The organism is Streptomyces sp. RP5T, assembly GCF_003933965.1.
GTDB lineage: Bacteria > Actinomycetota > Actinomycetes > Streptomycetales > Streptomycetaceae > Streptomyces.
In genome coordinates this window covers 12,981-27,633 of sequence record NZ_RSAJ01000049.1, presented here as the reverse complement: position 1 = coordinate 27,633, position 14,653 = coordinate 12,981, and the positions used below count along the sequence as shown (strand labels likewise).

Genomic DNA, 14,653 nt, shown 5'->3' with positions numbered 1-14,653 from the left:
GGGCCGTACTCCTCAGAGCGGGGTCGGGCGGGCGGTTGCTCCGGGCCGTGGAGAGGGGGCCGGCGATCGTGAGCCACCGCTCGGGCAGCCGTGAAGGTGCCGATCCGGGGCCGGGGCGCACCCACGCCTGCCGCAGCCGCAGGGCGCGGTTCGACCGGCAGCAACCATGCCGGGTCCGGCGGGTCCGGCGGGTCCGGCGGGTCCGGCGGGTCCGGCGGGTCCGGCGGGTCCGGCGGCAGCATGCTCGCCATACCCGCGTTGATCTATCCGCTCGGGTTCAGTCCGGTCGCGGACGGCACGGCCGGGCTCGTCGTCGCCCCCACCTACTTGACCTCGCTGGTCACTCACGTCCATGGCGTGCTCACGGGTGCGTACGGTGGCCGCCACCGGCTGGATACGCCGACCCGGACTGCTGGGCGTGGGCGGCGGCTTCCTCGTCGTACCGGCCCGCGTGATGACGTCGGGCTGCGCATGAGGGCCGCCGTCGGCAACAGCCTCCTGGCGATCGCTGTCAGCCACCTCGCCGCGTCGGCGACCGGGGCGCCCGGCCGTGAAGGTGTCGCCAGCCGCGCTCCGACGGACGTGCGCCGTGGCGCGGGCTGCCGACCACGGACGCGTTCATGCCGGCGGACGCCGTTCCGTGACGGTCACGCCAGTGACAGGAACAGCTTCTCCAGCCGGGCCTTCATCTGCTGTGTCGTCTCGCCGTCGACCCGGTTCCCCTCGGTATCGGTCAGACACTGCTGGAGCCCCGTCGCGATGATCGCGAAACCGGCCCGGTCGAGGGCGCGGGAGGCCGCCGCGAGCTGGGTCACCACTTCCTCGCAGTCCCTGCCCTCCTCGATCATCTTGATCACCCCGGAGATCTGCCCCTGCGCCCGGCGCAGCCGGTTCAGCACCGACTTGAGCTCGTCACCCTCGAACTGAAGCTCCACCATCACTCCTCTGCATACCCGTAGGGGTATATTACCCTCCCCGGGGTCAGCACCGTCGTAGCCTGAAGGCTTCGTACACCGCCGGAACCCAAGGAGCACCGTGAGCAGCACCCACCCGGACACCGGGCCGCCGACCTGGCGACTGCTCCTCGGATACGTACGGCCCCACCGGTGGACCCTCCTGGCGGGTGCCCTGCTCTCGCTCCTGACGGGGGCCACCGGTCTGCTGCTGCCGCTGGTGGCACGGGAGTTGATCGACGACCTGTCCCACGACCGCGCGATCACCGGCGCGTTGTTCGTGATGTCGGGGCTGGTGGTCGCCAACGCGGCGCTGGGCGGGCTGGGTTCGTACGTACTGCGGCGCACCGCGGAGTCGGTGGTGCTCGGTGCGCGGCGGGCACTGTCGTCGTATCTGCTGCGCCTGCGCATCACGGCCGTGGACCGCACCGAGCCCGGCGACCTGATGGCCCGGATCACCTCGGACACCACCCTGCTGCGCGAGGTCACCACCGACTCGCTCGTGGGCCTCGGCACCGGCGGGCTCACCCTGGTGGCGACCGTGGTGATGATGGGGCTGGTCGATCCCGTGCTGCTGGGCGTCACCTTGGCGGTGATCCTGGTCGCGGGCACGGTCCTCGGGGTGATCGTGCCGCGCATCAACCGGGCGAGCCGGCAGGCGCAGGACGCCGTCGGCGTGATGGGCGCCGCACTGGAGCGCATCCTCGGCGCGCTGCGCACGGTGAAGGCGTCCGGTGCCGAGCACCGGGAGGAGCGGACGCTGCACGCGGCGGCCGAGGAGTCCTGGCGGCAGAGCGTGCGGGCTGCCAAGTGGTCGGCGGCCGCGGGCAACACGGCGGGGCTCGCCATGCAGATCGCGTTCATCACGGTGCTCGCGGTGGGCGGTGCGCGGGTCGCCACGGGTGCCATCGCGGTCGGCACGCTGGTCGCGTTCCTGTTGTACGTCTTCTACCTGATGTCGCCGATCCAGCAGGTCGTCGGGGCGATCACGCAGTACCAGACGGGGGCCGCGGCGCTCGCCCGTATCCAGGAGGCGCTGCGGCTGCCCGCCGAACCGGCCGCGCCGCCCGCGCCGTTGCCGGTCGACGGGGCCACGCCGGCCGCCGTCGCCTTCCGGGACGTCCGGTTCCGGTATGCCGAGGATCTGCCGTACGTGCATCACGGGGTGACGTTCGAGGTGCCCGCGTGCGGGATGACGGCCTTTGTCGGGCCTTCGGGGGCGGGCAAGACGACGGTGTTCTCGTTGATCGAGCGGTTCTATGATCCCGAGGCGGGGGTCGTGACGCTGGACGGGCGGGACCTCGCGGAGTGGGATCTGCCGCAACTCCGTTCCGCGATCGGGTACGTGGAGCAGGACGCGCCCGTCCTGTCGGGATCGCTGCGGGAGAATCTGCTGCTCGGGAATCCGGAGGCGGACCAGGCCGCGGTCGCGCGCGTGCTCAAGACGACCCGGCTCGACGGTCTGGTGGCCAAGCTGCCCGACGGCCTGGAGACGCTGGTCGGGCACCGGGGGACCAAGCTGTCCGGCGGGGAGCGGCAGCGGGTGGCGATCGCCCGGGCGCTGCTGCGGCGGCCCCGGCTGTTGCTGCTGGACGAGGCCACGTCCCAGCTGGACGCGGTGAACGAGGCGGCCCTGCGCGACACGGTGGCGGACGTGGCCCGGACGACCACGGTGCTGGTCGTCGCACACCGGCTGTCCACGGTGACGATGGCCGACCGGATCGTGGTCATGGACGCGGGGCGGGTCCGGGCGGTGGGCACGCATCGCGAGCTGGTCGCCGGGGACCCCCTGTACGCGGAGCTCGCCGCGACACAGTTCCTCGCGACCGCCGGGTGAGCGCGGGCGCGCCCCGTCGGACACGCGTCGAGGGCCGCCCGGTGATCCGGGGCGGCCCTCGCTCGTCGTGCGGGAGAGTCAGTGGACGGCCGGTACCAGCCCGGTGACCGGCGCGACGAGGCCCGTGAGCTGGCCCAGCTGGTTCAGGTCGTTGAGCTGGTTGAGGCCGGCGAGCTGCCGGGACACCGGCGGGATCTCGTCCTTGTGCTCCGCGGGGATGTCGCTCGCCGCGAGCGAGTCGAGCACGGCGATGGGGTTTACCCGCCCGGCGTCCGGAGCGGCCGCGTTCGCGAGGGGGGCGGTCAGGCCGGTGACGCCGACGGCGAGACCGACGGCGGCAACCATACGTCGAGTTGAGATCATGTTCCCTGCAACGTGCGCGGGGCCCCGACGGACACGGCCGGCCCTCGCCCCTCACCCGTCAGGCGGAGCGCCCGGTCTGCGCTTGCCGTGACCGCCGGGGCGGAGGAGTCTCGAAGGAACAGCCCCACGCGACCCGCTCCTCGTCGGGCCGCGGCCCTCGAAGGAGGCCATCATGGGCACCGCGGCAAGCTCCGGCTTCAGCACCGAAACCCTCCGCAGCGTCATCGAAGGAAACTCCGCGGCGAATGTCCTGTCGCTCTACGCGGACGACGCCGAACTGCGCGTCGTGGACCGCAACAGCCAGCCCAGCCACCCCACAGTGCTGCACGGCAGGGACCAGATCAGCGCGATGCTCGACGACGTCTACAGCCGCGACATGACGCACAAGCTGGAACGGTGCGTCGTCGACGGCGACCACGCCGCCTTCAGCGAGTCCTGCCGGTACTCCGACGGGGTCCGCGTCCTCTCCGAGTCGATGCTGACACTCCGGGACGGCAAGATCGTCGAGCAGACCATGATCCAGGCCTGGGACGAGTAGCGGGAAGGACGCCGAAGGTCCAGCTCGCAACGACACCGACCTGGGCCTTCCCGGCGTGCCGACCGGCGCGTCGGTTAGTGTGACGAACGGACCGTGACTGGCGCTGAGGTGGAGCACCACCGTGGAGCGGTCCGCACACCCGATGCCGTGCGCCTGGGCGATTCCTACGATCGGCTCAGGAGTGGATCATGTCTCAGGCACGGCTCATGGACGGCACCGCGCTCGCCCGGCGCATCGTCGAGGACACCGCGAAGCGGGCCGCCGACCTCACCGTGCGCACCGGACAGGCCCCCTGTCTCGCGACGGTCCTGGTCGGTGAGGACCCCGCCTCCGTCACCTACGTCCGTATGAAGCGCAACCGCTGCCGCGCGGCCGGTATCGAGTCGCGGCACGTGCCACTGCCCGCGGCGACCACCACCGGGGAACTGGTCGGCACGCTGCGCGCCCTCTCGGACGATCCCGCCGTGCACGGCATCCTGCTCCAGCACCCGATGGGCGCGCACATCGACGAGCGGGCCGCGTTCGAGGCGATCGCTCCGGAGAAGGACGTCGACGGGGTCACCTTCGCCTCCTTCGCGACGATGAGCTTCGGCCTGCCGGGCTTCGTGTCCTGCACCCCCGGCGGGATCATGCGACTGCTCGACGCGTACGACGTCGATCCGGCCGGGAAGCGGGCCGTGGTCGTGGGCCGCAGCGCCATCCTCGGCAAGCCGGCCGGCATGCTGCTGCTCGCCCGGGACGCCACGGTCACCTACTGCCACTCCCGTACGGCGGACCTGTCGGCGGTCGTACGGGAGGCGGACATCGTCGTCGCCGCGGTGGGCCGGCCCCGGCTGATCCGGGGCCGGGACCTCAAGCCCGGCGCGGTGGTCGTCGACGCCGGCTACAACGCGGGCAACGTCGGTGACGTCGACTTCGACTCCGCGGTGGAGCGGGCCTCGCTGATCACGCCGGTGCCGGGCGGGGTCGGTCCGATGACCATCGCCACGCTGCTGGAGCAGACCGTCCGAGCGGCGGAGGCGGCCGCCCGACAGGGCTAGGTCAGTTCAGCGTCCACTTCTGGTTGTTCTGGCCGTTGCACGTCCACAGCACCATCGGGGTGCCGTTGGCCGTGCCCGCGTCGTAGGCGTCCAGGCAGAGACCTGCGTTGACGTTGGTGAGCGTGCCGTCTTGGTTGACGTTCCACTTCTGGTTGTTCTGGCCGTTGCAGTCCCAGATCACGACCTTGGTGCCGTTGGCCGTGCCCAGGTTGTAGGCGTCCAGGCACTTGTTGCCGTAGACGACGAGCTCCTTGCGGGAGGTGTACGTCCACTGCTGGTTCCGGCCGCCGTTGCAGTCCCAGAGCTCGGCCTGGGTGCCGTTGCCGATGGTGTTGTCGTAGATGTCCAGGCAACGGCCGGACTGGGTGCCGACGGCGAGGGTGCCGTCGGTGCCGGGCAGCGGGCGGACCGTGATGTCGGCGAGGGTCGGGGCGCCCGTGAAGGTGAGGGTGTTCGAGGAGCCCTTGGACAGGGCGACCTGGACCGAGACGGTGCCCTGGGAGGAGCCGGTGGGCGGGAAGGAGACCGTGGTCGTGCCCTGGCCGTTGACCTTGAGGGTCGCGGTGCGGGCCGCGGCGGTGGTGTTGGTGTAGGCGACGTCGACGGTCTTGATCCCGGTGTTCGCGGCGCCCACGCCGGAGAAGCTGGACGTGCCGGTGTAGGTGCTGCCGGCGGCCTCGGTCCCGCCGGTCACCGTGAGCATCACCGAGCCGCCCGCCGGGACGCCGGTGGTGTAACCCGTGCCGTACGTGCCGATGCCGGCCCGTGCCCACAGGTCACGGACGGCCGCGCTCGCGCCGGTCAGGCCCAGGTCGGCCCAGCGGACGGTGATGTTCTGCGCGCTGGAGGTGCGGTTGAGGAGGACGACGGCACGGTTGCCGGTGCCGGACAGGACCTTGCCGTAGACCTGGAGCCCGGTGGTGTCCTCGGCGACCTTGACGCCCTGGAGACCGCGCGGGTCCTGGTCGACGGCGATGACCTCGGGGTTCTTGAGGATGTCCGCGGTCTCGGCGGTCATGGTGGCCAGGTTGTTGCCGGCCAGGAGCGGTGCTCCGGAGATGGCCCACAGGTTCATGTGGGTGCGGTTCTGCGCGGCGGTGAAGCCGTCCATGCCGACCATCAGCATGTCCGGGTCGTTGTGGTAGCCGGTGTGCTGGGCCGTGGGGTGGAGGTTGCGGTCGTAGTTGGTCAGCAGGTTCGTCATCGACGGCTTGTTGCCGTAGAGGATGATGTCGTCGTTCGTCCGCCACATCGCGCCCTGCCCGGGGGCCCAGTTCCAGGGGTTCTGCCGGCCCCAGTTGCACAGCGACAGGGTCATCGGGCGGCCCGTGGTGGCGGTGGCCCGGGCGATCGCGTCACTGATCGACTGGTACGTCGTCCTCGCGTCGAGTCCTTCCGCGTCGCCGCCGCACCAGTCGACCTTCACGAAGTCGAAGCCCCACTGGGAGAACCGGAGCATGTCCTGGTCGTAGTGGCCCTCGCTGCCCGAGCCGGGGGCGGCGGGGCGCCCCGTCGGGTAGTAGTAGCCGCAGCCGTCCTTGCCGGCGTCGGTGTAGATGCCCGCCTTGAGGCCCTTGCCGTGGATGTAGTCGGCGATGGCCTTCATGCCGCCGGGCCACTCGGACTCGTCGACGGTGATGTTCCCGGCGCTGTCGCGGGTGCCCTGCCACCAGCCCTCGTCGATGTTGACGTACTTGTATCCCGCCGCCGGGAGACCGGACGCGACGAACGCGTCGACCTGCGACTTGATCACGCCGTAGTCGATCTTCGCGGCGAAGCTGTTCCACGACGCCCAGCCCATCGGCGCCGAGGGCACCGGTATCTGCCGGCCGGTCGTGGCCTGCGCGGGGGCCGGCTGGGCGAGGAGCAGCGCGGCGGTGACGGTGAGGGCGAGGACGAGAGCGCGGTGGGCCAGGGCCCGGAGGCGTCCTGCGAGACCTCTGCGGGGCGTTCGCGGTGGGGGGTACATGCGGCTCCTTCTGGCGGGGACACCAGATCTGGTCGACATTTCGAACGAGGAACGATGTTTCGAACATCGCTGCGCGCCGAAGCTAGAGCCACAGGAGAGTCAAGTCAACGGATGCGACAGGGGTGAACCGACCGGCGGGGAGGGGCACTTCGCCCGGGAGGACCACCGGTCACGACGGCACCGCACGCGACCGCCGTCGCGCTCACCCCCGGCCCGGCTCCCACCCTGTCGGCCGGAGGATGCCCAGCAGCTGCCGCACGAGCTCCTCCACGACCTCGTCCAGGGTCGCGTCCACCCACCCGGCGTTCCAGTCGTGCAGCAGCCCGTTCACACTGCCGATGAACGCGGTCGCCGCGAGCCGGTAGTCCCGCCGGGCGGCCTCGCCCCGCGCGACAGCGCGGTTGGCCTCGGCGCACACCAGATCGACCCAGTGCGCCCGGCGGGCCAGCCGCTGCTCCTCCAGCCGCGGGCTGACGCCGATGATCTCCACGAACGTGATCCGCACCCGGCGGGGATCGGACGTCACGTTCGCCGCGTACGCGTGGAAGATCGCCGCCACGCGCTCGGCGAGCGGCAGGTGGTCCGCGTCGGCCACGGCGGCCACGACGGCCGAGGTCGCCCAGTCGTTGACCTCCAGGTGGAGCGCGGCCAGGACGTCCTCCAGGGTGCGGAACTCCTCGTAGAACTGCCGGGTGGACAGGCCCGCGGCCTCACTGAGGGCCGCGACGGTCGTGGCGCGGTAGCCGGGGGCGTCCCCGAAGAGCTGGAGTGCCGCGTCCAGGAAACGGCGGCGCCGCTCGGCCTGCCGCTCCGCGGCGGTCTTGCCGCCGTAGCGGCCGGTCGGGGCCTTGAGCCTGCCCGTCACGGCACCTCCTGTCCGGGCCGGCGAGTCCGGCCTCTCGTCTGAGCGCCAATTTTGTCGTGTACGCAGTCTTGTGGAGAAGGCCCCCCCTTCCTTACTTTGCAGTAAGTTAACTCTGAAAGCACGCGTCTTCAGTTTTGCCGTCTTGGCATGCCCCCGTCATGAGCCGCCCAGAGGGAGACCCGTCATGCCTGTTCTCAAGCCCAGACACCTGTGTGCCATGGCCGCCGCCGTCGTCCTGACCGCCACCGCCCCCGCGACCGTCGCCTCCGCCGCCCCCGCCGCGGACAGCGCCGCCCTGCGCGAGGTGCTGTTCGTGGGCAACAACTGGGACGGCACCGCCGACGTCATCAAGTCCTCCGGCGATCTGGCGAAAATCGGCCGGATCAACGTCGTCCCCGACAAGGACGCGCGGATGGCGGAGATCAACGCCGACCCCATCAAGTGGATCTACTTCATGGCGATCCGCAACAGCGTCGGCGAGGGCCACGACCAGTTCGTCGACGACATGTACTCCACGCCGGACGGCAAGTCCGTGGTCGTCTCACGGCCGAGCTTCGCGGACGTGGTGTCGATCGACCTGGCCACCGGGAAGATCAACTGGCGTTTCAAGGTCTCGGGTTACCGGGCGGACCACATGGCGGTCTCCCCCGACGGCACCCGGGTCGCGGTGTCGGCCTCCACGGCGAACACCGTGCACGTGCTGAACATCAACACCGGTCAGCAGCTCGGTTCGTTCGCCACCGGCGACAAGCCGCACGAGAACATCTTCAGCAGGGACGGCAAGTACATCTGGAACATGGCGATCGGTGACGTGAACACCGACTCCGACGCGCCCTGGCTGGACTGGACGAAGGGCGACCGGCACATCACGGTGGTGGACGCGACCACCTACAAGCAGGTCAAGACCATCGACATGCGGGACAGGCTGAACGCCATCGGCCTCACGGACTACTCCGACGCCGTCCGTCCGGCCGTGTTCTCGCCGGACGAGTCCAAGCTGTACTTCCAGGTGTCGTTCTTCAACGGCTTCTTCGAGTACGACGTCGCCACCGACAAGATCACCCGCACCAAGACCCTGCCGAAGAACCCGGCGACCAGCGACGACCGCACCACCATGGTCAACGACTCGCGCCACCACGGCCTTTCGATGAGCCCGGACGGCAGCAAGCTGTGTGTCGCGGGCACGATGGACGACTACGCGACCGTCGTGAACCGCACCACCCTCCAGGAGGGCCCGCTCGTCCCCGCCTCGAAGCCGTACTGGGCGACGGTCAGCGGCGACGGCAAGAGCTGTGTCGTGTCCGAGAGCGGCGCCGACCAGGTCACCGCGATCGACTTCGCGACCGGCCAGAAGACGGTGTCCGTGCCGGTGGGCGACCATCCGCAGCGGGTGCGGCTGGGCCACGTGGCCGCGGACTGGACCAGCCCGGCCTCGTAGGCCGGGGGAATCCGGAGCGTCCGAAGCCGGGTACCGCCTCCGCGACGGAGGCGGTACCCGGCTTCGCGTGCGGGCACGGACCGGACGGCCCGTCGTGTCCGGCCGCCGGACACGACGGCTCCGTCGCCGCTCAGCCGATCTTCTGGGCCACCCAGGACGCCAGTTCGGCCTTGGCCGCGTTCAGCGCGGACGCGGAGGGCGCGGTGGCCCCGTTGGTCACCAGCGCGTAGTGCAGGACGCCGGAGTCCGCGTCGGTGAGCAGCAGGCGGCGGCTGCCGGTGCCGCCCGGTTCCGCGACCGCGCCGACCGGGGTCGACGAGGTGTACGCGGGCGGACCGGAGACCGAGCCCAGGTCGGAGACCACCGTGGTGGTCGCGGTCGGGAAAGAGGCGGGCAGATGGAGTTCGGTGGGCGCCGAGCCGCTCGCCGAGCGCCACACCAGCACCGCGTACTGGCCGGACCCGACGAGAGCGGACACCTTTGGCAGACTGCTCGGCACCGGGTTCCAGGTCAGGGTCGTGGACCCGTCGCGCGAGCGGTCCTCGTAGGTGAAGGCGACCGTGGTGCCCGAGGTGGCGCTCGGGTAGATCCGGTCGAGGAGCCGGGCGTCCTGGCGCAGTACCGCGGTGCCCGAGTCGTCGAGCCGTACGGCGGAGAGGTCCTCGTCGTTCCAGGCGTCACCCGACGTCCTGACCTTGTCGGGGTTGTCGTTCATCAGCTCGTGGTGACGGCCGTTGTAGATGTCCCACTGCCACTGGCTGCCGGAGAGGACGGGCCCCGAACCGGCGGGCGCAGACCACCAGTTGGCGCCCTTCACCCGGGAGTCGAGGGCCTGGTACATGGCCTTGAGGACGGTCGGCGCCTTGCCGGCGGTCGAGCCGTTCAGCGGGTGCCCGAACTCGCTGACCACGGCCGTCGTCCCGGCCGCCGCCGCACGGTCGCGGACCGTGCCGAAGTCACCGGTGTACTGGCCGTCGGAGGCGTTGCCCCACATCAGGATGCCGGAGATGGCCTTCTGATCGTAGAAGTGGGTGTTGAAGACGTACCGGGAACCGAGTGTGCCGGCGTCGAGGAGGCCACCCTCCTCCTTGCTGACGTTGCCGTTCCAGAAGAGGTTCGGTTCGACCATCGCGGGCTTGTCCGCCCAGCCGGCCGCGTCCATCCGGGCCCGGAACTTCACGTAGAAGGGCCACAGCAGGTCGCGCTCCCAGGTGCGGCTGTTCTGCCCGGAGTCGTAGGTGCCGGCGTAGGGCTCGTTGTAGGGGTCGAAGCCGACCACGCCGGCGAACTCCTCGGCGGTGAGGTTGGCCTTGAGGTAGGCCATGGTCTTCTGCGCGGTGGCCAGGAAGGCGTCCTGGAGGCCGTACCTGTTGTGCCAGAAGTCGTACTGGGCCGCCTTCACCGCGCCGTTCTGGGTGATGTTCTGGCCCCAGAGCAGGCAGATGCCGCAGGACTCGGCGGGGTACTTGCCGAGCGCGACGGCCCAGGCGGGTGCGCCGTCGCCGGTGTACCAGCTGCCCGAGTTGAACAGCCAGCGGGAGTACAGGTCCTGATGGAAGTCGGGGTAGACCCGGATACCCGCGTCGAGGAACGCCCGCATCTGGGCCGTGGCGTCGGCCAGATAGGCGCTGTCGACCTGGCCCCTCACCGGTTCCGCGTAGGCCCACGAGAGCAGGAAGCGCACGGAGTTGCCGCCGCCGAGGGCTCTGAGCGCGGTGGCGGACTTGGCGGCGTCGGCGACCGAGGCGAAGGGCAGGCCCTTGTTCTCGGCGAGCTTGGTCTCGCCGGAGACGTTGTAGCCACGCAGCACGACCTCGCGGCCGTTGCCGTCGACGAACCGTCCGTTCTGGACGGTGAGGGGGGTGTCGTCGAAGGAGAGGGAGTCGGTGAGGGCGTCGGCGGGGGCGGGCCGGGCGCCCGCGACCGTCAGGAATCCGCAGAGGACAACCAGAACAACGAGCAGACGTGCGCGTTTATTCGGCATGTCCATTACAGTCCGGCCATTTCGGTACAACGTCAACACCATCTGACTGATGAGTAAGTTTCACTTTCGTCGCATCCGACGCCTCATCCGCCGACTCGACGTGTCACGTTCAACAGATACTCCCGGCGGTTGAGGGGGTTGTGATCACTGCGTGGGCGCCGCGGAACGGTTCCGTGCGAGACCGGCGCGTAGTGGTCGAAGCCGCTCTCCCACTCCCCCTCGCCACGCGTAAGCCCGGGCAGCCGCTGCTCGAGACCGTGCACCCGGGCGGCCGGCACCGCGCCCTCCAGGACACACCGGTCGCCCCGGGTCAGCGTGGTCCGCGGTACGGCGCGCAGGGCGGCCAGCACCGGCAGCAGGGCGCCGAGGGTGTCGGCCGGAGCCTCGACGCGGAACCGGTGCATCGGCTCGTACACCCGGGTGCCCGCCCGGCGCAGCGCCTCGACGAGGACCAGCGGGGTCAGGCCCCGGAAGTCGGCTCCGGTGCTGGACATGCTCTTGTCGAAGCCCTGGTGGGCGTGGCTCTGCCGGGGCCAGTAGCCACAGTGGGTCAGGGTGACCGTGCAGTCGGTGACCTGCCAGCCGGCAAGACCCTGGCCGAGGGTCTCGCGCACGGTGTCCTCGACCGCCTTGAAGAAGGCGTACGGCATGGCGCCGAGCTCCACCTCCAGCCGGAAGGCCACGCCCGAGCCAGCCGGTGCCGGGTCGACGCGCAGGCCGACGGTGGCGAGGAAGGGGTTGGCGTCCTTCTTGATGAACTCCGCGGCCTCGCCGGTCCCGGCCGGGCGCTCGATGCACAGCGGCGTGGTCTCGCGGAAGCCGACGTCGAGGCCGAACTCCTCGGCGAGCGTGGCCTGGACGACCTCCTTCTGGACCTCGCCGTAGAGGGAGACGGAGGTCTCCTGACGGACCTCGTCGTGGCGCAGGTCGATCAGCGGGTCCTGCTCGGCGAGCCGGGTGAGGGCGAGGTGGAGGGACCTGGCGTCGGTGTCCGGGCCGGGCACGACGACCGTTTCGAGGGAGGGCGGGGCGAAGAAGCGGCCGTGGGCCTTGCGGGGTTCGCCGAGGGTGTCGCCGACGCGGACGCCGGCGAGGCCCCACAGCTTGGCGATCCGTCCCGCGGCGACCGTCTCCCGACGGGCTTCGGTGCCCCCGTCGAAGACACTGATCGCGGTGACACGGCCCTCGGCGCGCGCCTCGCCGAACGGCACCGTGTCGCGGACACCGAGCGTCCCGGAGAACAGACGCGCGTACGCGACCTTCTCCCCCGCGGGGCCCCGCTCGGCCTTGAACACCGTGCCGGAGACGGGCCCCTCCGGGTCGCCGTCCGCGGCCGGCAGCAACTCCCGGACACCGGTGATCAGTTCGGGCACTCCCGCACCCGTGACCGCCGACCCGAAGTACACCGGGTGCACCAGGGCCTGCCGGGTCTGCGCGGCCAGAGCCCTGCGCAGGAGATCGGCGTCGACCCGCTCCTCGACCCAGGCCGACAGAAGGTCGTCGTCATGGTCGGCGAGGACGTCGTGGGCCCCGATGCCCGGGAGGAACCGGGCCTCGCGGGTGCCGGGTCCGTCCACCGTCCCCATCGGCACGATCGCCGCGGTGAGGCGCTCCCCGATGGCTCGCAGCACCCGGTCGGGCCGGGCTCCGCGCCGGTCGATCTTGTTGACGAGGAGGAGGGTCGGGATGCGCAGCCGCTGGAGGGTCCGCCACAGGACGCGGGTCTGCGCCTGGACGCCCTCGACGGCCGAGACGACGAGCACGGCACCGTCGAGCACGCCGAGGACGCGCTCCACCTCGGCGATGAAGTCCGGGTGGCCGGGGGTGTCGATGAGGTTGACGGTCACGTCGTCGACGGCGAAGGAGACGACGGCCGACTTGATGGTGATACCGCGCCGGCGCTCCAGCGCGAGCGTGTCGGTGCGTGTGCTGCCGGCGTCGACGCTGCCGATCTCGTCGATGACTCCGGCCGAGTGCAGCAGCCGCTCGGTCAGGCTGGTCTTACCGGCGTCGACGTGGGCGAGGATCCCGAGGTTGAGCAGGTGCACGAAGCGTCATGTCCTTTGGCGAGAGGGAGATTCCTTCCGGGACGGACAGGGACGCAGTGCGCATGACGGCTCCAGGATCGTGCGGCGGCGAGGACACCCGCAGTCCAGCAGGTGCGCGCTCCCGGCGGCAACGGATTTACGGCGGACCGATCGTGTCCCGCCCCTCGCCCCCGCCGTGCCGGACGGGCGCGGGGGTACCCGGCTCGGCGAGAGAAGGTGAGGTGGTCGTGGTGGTGTTGCCGGACGGCTGGGCGCGTGGCGGTCCTGAGCCGCTCGCGGCCCGGATGCGACGCTTGCCCCGGCCGGCGCACCGGGTGATCCGGGCCGATCCGCTCAAGCCGGTCCCGGTCACGCGCCCCGGCCGCGCCGGAGCGTCCGGCGGTGGTGAAAGGAGCCGACGATGCGTGACATCCTCCCGACGCTGAACCGCTGGTACACGGCGGGGCTGCCGTTCGGGCTGGCCACGGTCGTCTCCACGAGCCGCAGCGCGCCCCGCGACCCGGGGGCGGCCATGGCGGTCGGCCCGGACGACGAGGTCGTCGGCAGTGTGTCCGGCGGCTGTGTCGAGGGGGCCGTCTTCGAGCTGGCGCGGGAGGTCGTGGCGAGCGGCGAGGCCCGACTGGAGACCTTCGGGTACAGCGACGAGGACGCGTTCGCGGTGGGGCTCACCTGCGGCGGGGAGATCACCCTTCTCGTACGGCCCGTGACGGCCGCTCTCGATCCCGCGTTCGGCGAGATCGCGGAGTCGGTGGCGGCGGGCGACCCGGTGACCGTGGCGACGGTGACGGAGGGCCCCGCGCCCCGTGGTGCCACGCTCGTTGTGTGGCCCGACCGCGTCGCGGGCTCCCTCGGCGCGGGCGGCCTGGACGTGGCGGTCACCGCCGACGCCCGCGGCGAACTCGCCCTCGGCGCGACCGGGTCGAGGCGCTACGGCCCGCACGGCGAGCGGCGCGAGGACGCGGTCGGCGTCTTCCTGCACTCCTTCGCCCCGCCGCCCCGCATGCTGGTCTTCGGCGCGATCGACTACGCGGCCGCCGTCGCCCGGATCGGCGCCTTCCTCGGCTACCGGGTCACGGTGTGCGACGCGCGCCCGGTCTTCGCCACGCCGAAGCGCTTCCCGCCGGGCGTTGAGGTCGTCGTGGACTGGCCGCACCGCTACCTGAGCGGCACCGACACCGACGACCGCACGGTGATCTGTGTACTGACCCACGACCCGAAGTTCGACGTGCCCCTGCTGGAGAAGGCGCTGCGCCGGCCCGCGGCGTACATCGGGGCGATGGGCAGCCGACGTACGCACGACGACCGGATGACGCGGCTCGGCGCATCAGGGCTTGCCGAGGCCGAGCTGGCCCGGCTGCGCTCGCCGGTGGGCCTGGACCTCGGGGCCCGTACGCCCGAGGAGGTCGCCGTGTCGGTGGCCGCCGAGATCATCGCCCTGCGCTGGGGCGGCAGCGGTGCCCCGCTGACCGGGACGGCGGGGGCGATCCACCCTTCCCCGTAGGCCGTGCCACCGCGGGACGCGTTACCGGACGGCCGGGCGAGCCCGCCCAGTTCCCGTACCGGTCGCCAGGCACGTGGCGGCGGGTCCGAAGACGGTGAGGCGCAACGCGTGTGAGAC

The 14,653-nt window shown here is 71.3% G+C and carries 12 protein-coding genes and 1 riboswitch; of the genes, 6 read left to right on the top strand and 6 right to left on the bottom strand.

The window, feature by feature from the left end; genetic code table 11:
- The first annotated feature begins 352 nt into the window (after nt 1–352).
- Nucleotides 353–475 carry a hypothetical protein gene (locus EHS43_RS47505; RefSeq protein WP_260470436.1) on the top strand — a complete coding sequence of 41 codons (123 nt, stop codon included), beginning with the start codon at nt 353–355 and terminating at the stop codon, nt 473–475.
- A 172-nt stretch (nt 476–647) separates the two neighbouring features.
- Here the strand turns inward: EHS43_RS47505 and EHS43_RS08210 are convergent, their stop codons facing one another.
- A complete protein-coding gene (locus EHS43_RS08210) occupies nt 648–935 on the bottom strand; it encodes a metal-sensitive transcriptional regulator (RefSeq protein WP_125189869.1) in 288 nt (95 codons plus the stop codon).
- A 100-nt stretch (nt 936–1,035) separates the two neighbouring features.
- On the opposite strand from EHS43_RS08210, the gene EHS43_RS08205 reads away from it, so the two are divergent.
- Nucleotides 1,036–2,790 carry an ABC transporter ATP-binding protein gene (locus tag EHS43_RS08205; RefSeq protein WP_125189867.1) on the top strand — a complete coding sequence of 585 codons (1,755 nt, stop codon included), beginning with the start codon at nt 1,036–1,038 and terminating at the stop codon, nt 2,788–2,790.
- A 78-nt stretch (nt 2,791–2,868) separates the two neighbouring features.
- On the opposite strand, the gene EHS43_RS08200 is transcribed toward EHS43_RS08205, so the two are convergent.
- Entirely contained in the window at nt 2,869–3,153 is a 285-nt protein-coding gene (locus EHS43_RS08200) for a hypothetical protein (protein ID WP_125189866.1), read from the bottom strand.
- Nucleotides 3,154–3,325: 172 nt separating this feature from the next.
- On the opposite strand from EHS43_RS08200, the gene EHS43_RS08195 reads away from it, so the two are divergent.
- A complete protein-coding gene (locus EHS43_RS08195) occupies nt 3,326–3,691 on the top strand; it encodes a nuclear transport factor 2 family protein (protein ID WP_125189865.1) in 366 nt (121 codons plus the stop codon).
- An 83-nt stretch (nt 3,692–3,774) separates the two neighbouring features.
- Nucleotides 3,775–3,857, top strand: a riboswitch (ZMP/ZTP riboswitch).
- A gap of 22 nt (nt 3,858–3,879) precedes the next feature.
- Nucleotides 3,880–4,731, top strand: a complete 852-nt coding sequence (locus EHS43_RS08190; RefSeq protein ID WP_125189864.1) for a bifunctional 5,10-methylenetetrahydrofolate dehydrogenase/5,10-methenyltetrahydrofolate cyclohydrolase — start codon at nt 3,880–3,882, stop codon at nt 4,729–4,731.
- A 1-nt stretch (nt 4,732) separates the two neighbouring features.
- Here the strand turns inward: EHS43_RS08190 and EHS43_RS08185 are convergent, their stop codons facing one another.
- Nucleotides 4,733–6,700 (bottom strand): RICIN domain-containing protein, encoded by a 1,968-nt coding sequence (locus tag EHS43_RS08185; protein ID WP_185806157.1) that lies wholly within the window; start codon nt 6,698–6,700, stop codon nt 4,733–4,735.
- A 202-nt stretch (nt 6,701–6,902) separates the two neighbouring features.
- Nucleotides 6,903–7,565 carry a TetR/AcrR family transcriptional regulator gene (locus tag EHS43_RS08180; RefSeq protein ID WP_125189863.1) on the bottom strand — a complete coding sequence of 221 codons (663 nt, stop codon included), beginning with the start codon at nt 7,563–7,565 and terminating at the stop codon, nt 6,903–6,905.
- Nucleotides 7,566–7,749: 184 nt separating this feature from the next.
- Between EHS43_RS08180 and EHS43_RS08175 the strand changes: the two genes are divergently transcribed.
- Nucleotides 7,750–9,003, top strand: coding sequence for a YncE family protein (locus EHS43_RS08175; RefSeq protein ID WP_125189862.1), 1,254 nt, complete (start codon nt 7,750–7,752; stop codon nt 9,001–9,003).
- A gap of 130 nt (nt 9,004–9,133) precedes the next feature.
- Here the strand turns inward: EHS43_RS08175 and EHS43_RS08170 are convergent, their stop codons facing one another.
- Complete coding sequence (locus EHS43_RS08170; RefSeq protein ID WP_125189861.1) at nt 9,134–10,993, bottom strand: cellulase family glycosylhydrolase; 1,860 nt, start codon at nt 10,991–10,993, stop codon at nt 9,134–9,136.
- A 77-nt stretch (nt 10,994–11,070) separates the two neighbouring features.
- On the bottom strand, nt 11,071–13,035 hold the full coding sequence (locus tag EHS43_RS08165) for a translation factor GTPase family protein (protein WP_125189860.1): 1,965 nt from the start codon (nt 13,033–13,035) through the stop codon (nt 11,071–11,073).
- A 400-nt stretch (nt 13,036–13,435) separates the two neighbouring features.
- Here EHS43_RS08165 and EHS43_RS08155 point away from each other — a divergent pair, with 400 nt between their 5' ends.
- Complete coding sequence (locus EHS43_RS08155) at nt 13,436–14,536, top strand: XdhC family protein (protein ID WP_125189859.1); 1,101 nt, start codon at nt 13,436–13,438, stop codon at nt 14,534–14,536.
- The last annotated feature ends 117 nt before the right edge of the window (nt 14,537–14,653 follow it).

Bases quoted from the DNA above. Each gene is read 5' to 3' on its own strand.
- EHS43_RS08200 (WP_125189866.1), bottom strand. From the start codon at position 3,153: ATGATCTCAACTCGACGTATGGTTGCCGCCGTCGGTCTCGCCGTCGGC.
- EHS43_RS08185 (WP_185806157.1), bottom strand. From the start codon at position 6,700: ATGTACCCCCCACCGCGAACGCCCCGCAGAGGTCTCGCAGGACGCCTC.
- EHS43_RS08190 (WP_125189864.1), top strand. From the start codon at position 3,880: ATGTCTCAGGCACGGCTCATGGACGGCACCGCGCTCGCCCGGCGCATC.
- EHS43_RS08195 (WP_125189865.1), top strand. From the start codon at position 3,326: ATGGGCACCGCGGCAAGCTCCGGCTTCAGCACCGAAACCCTCCGCAGC.
- EHS43_RS08175 (WP_125189862.1), top strand. From the start codon at position 7,750: ATGCCTGTTCTCAAGCCCAGACACCTGTGTGCCATGGCCGCCGCCGTC.
- EHS43_RS47505 (WP_260470436.1), top strand. From the start codon at position 353: ATGGCGTGCTCACGGGTGCGTACGGTGGCCGCCACCGGCTGGATACGC.
- EHS43_RS08170 (WP_125189861.1), bottom strand. From the start codon at position 10,993: ATGGACATGCCGAATAAACGCGCACGTCTGCTCGTTGTTCTGGTTGTC.
- EHS43_RS08155 (WP_125189859.1), top strand. From the start codon at position 13,436: ATGCGTGACATCCTCCCGACGCTGAACCGCTGGTACACGGCGGGGCTG.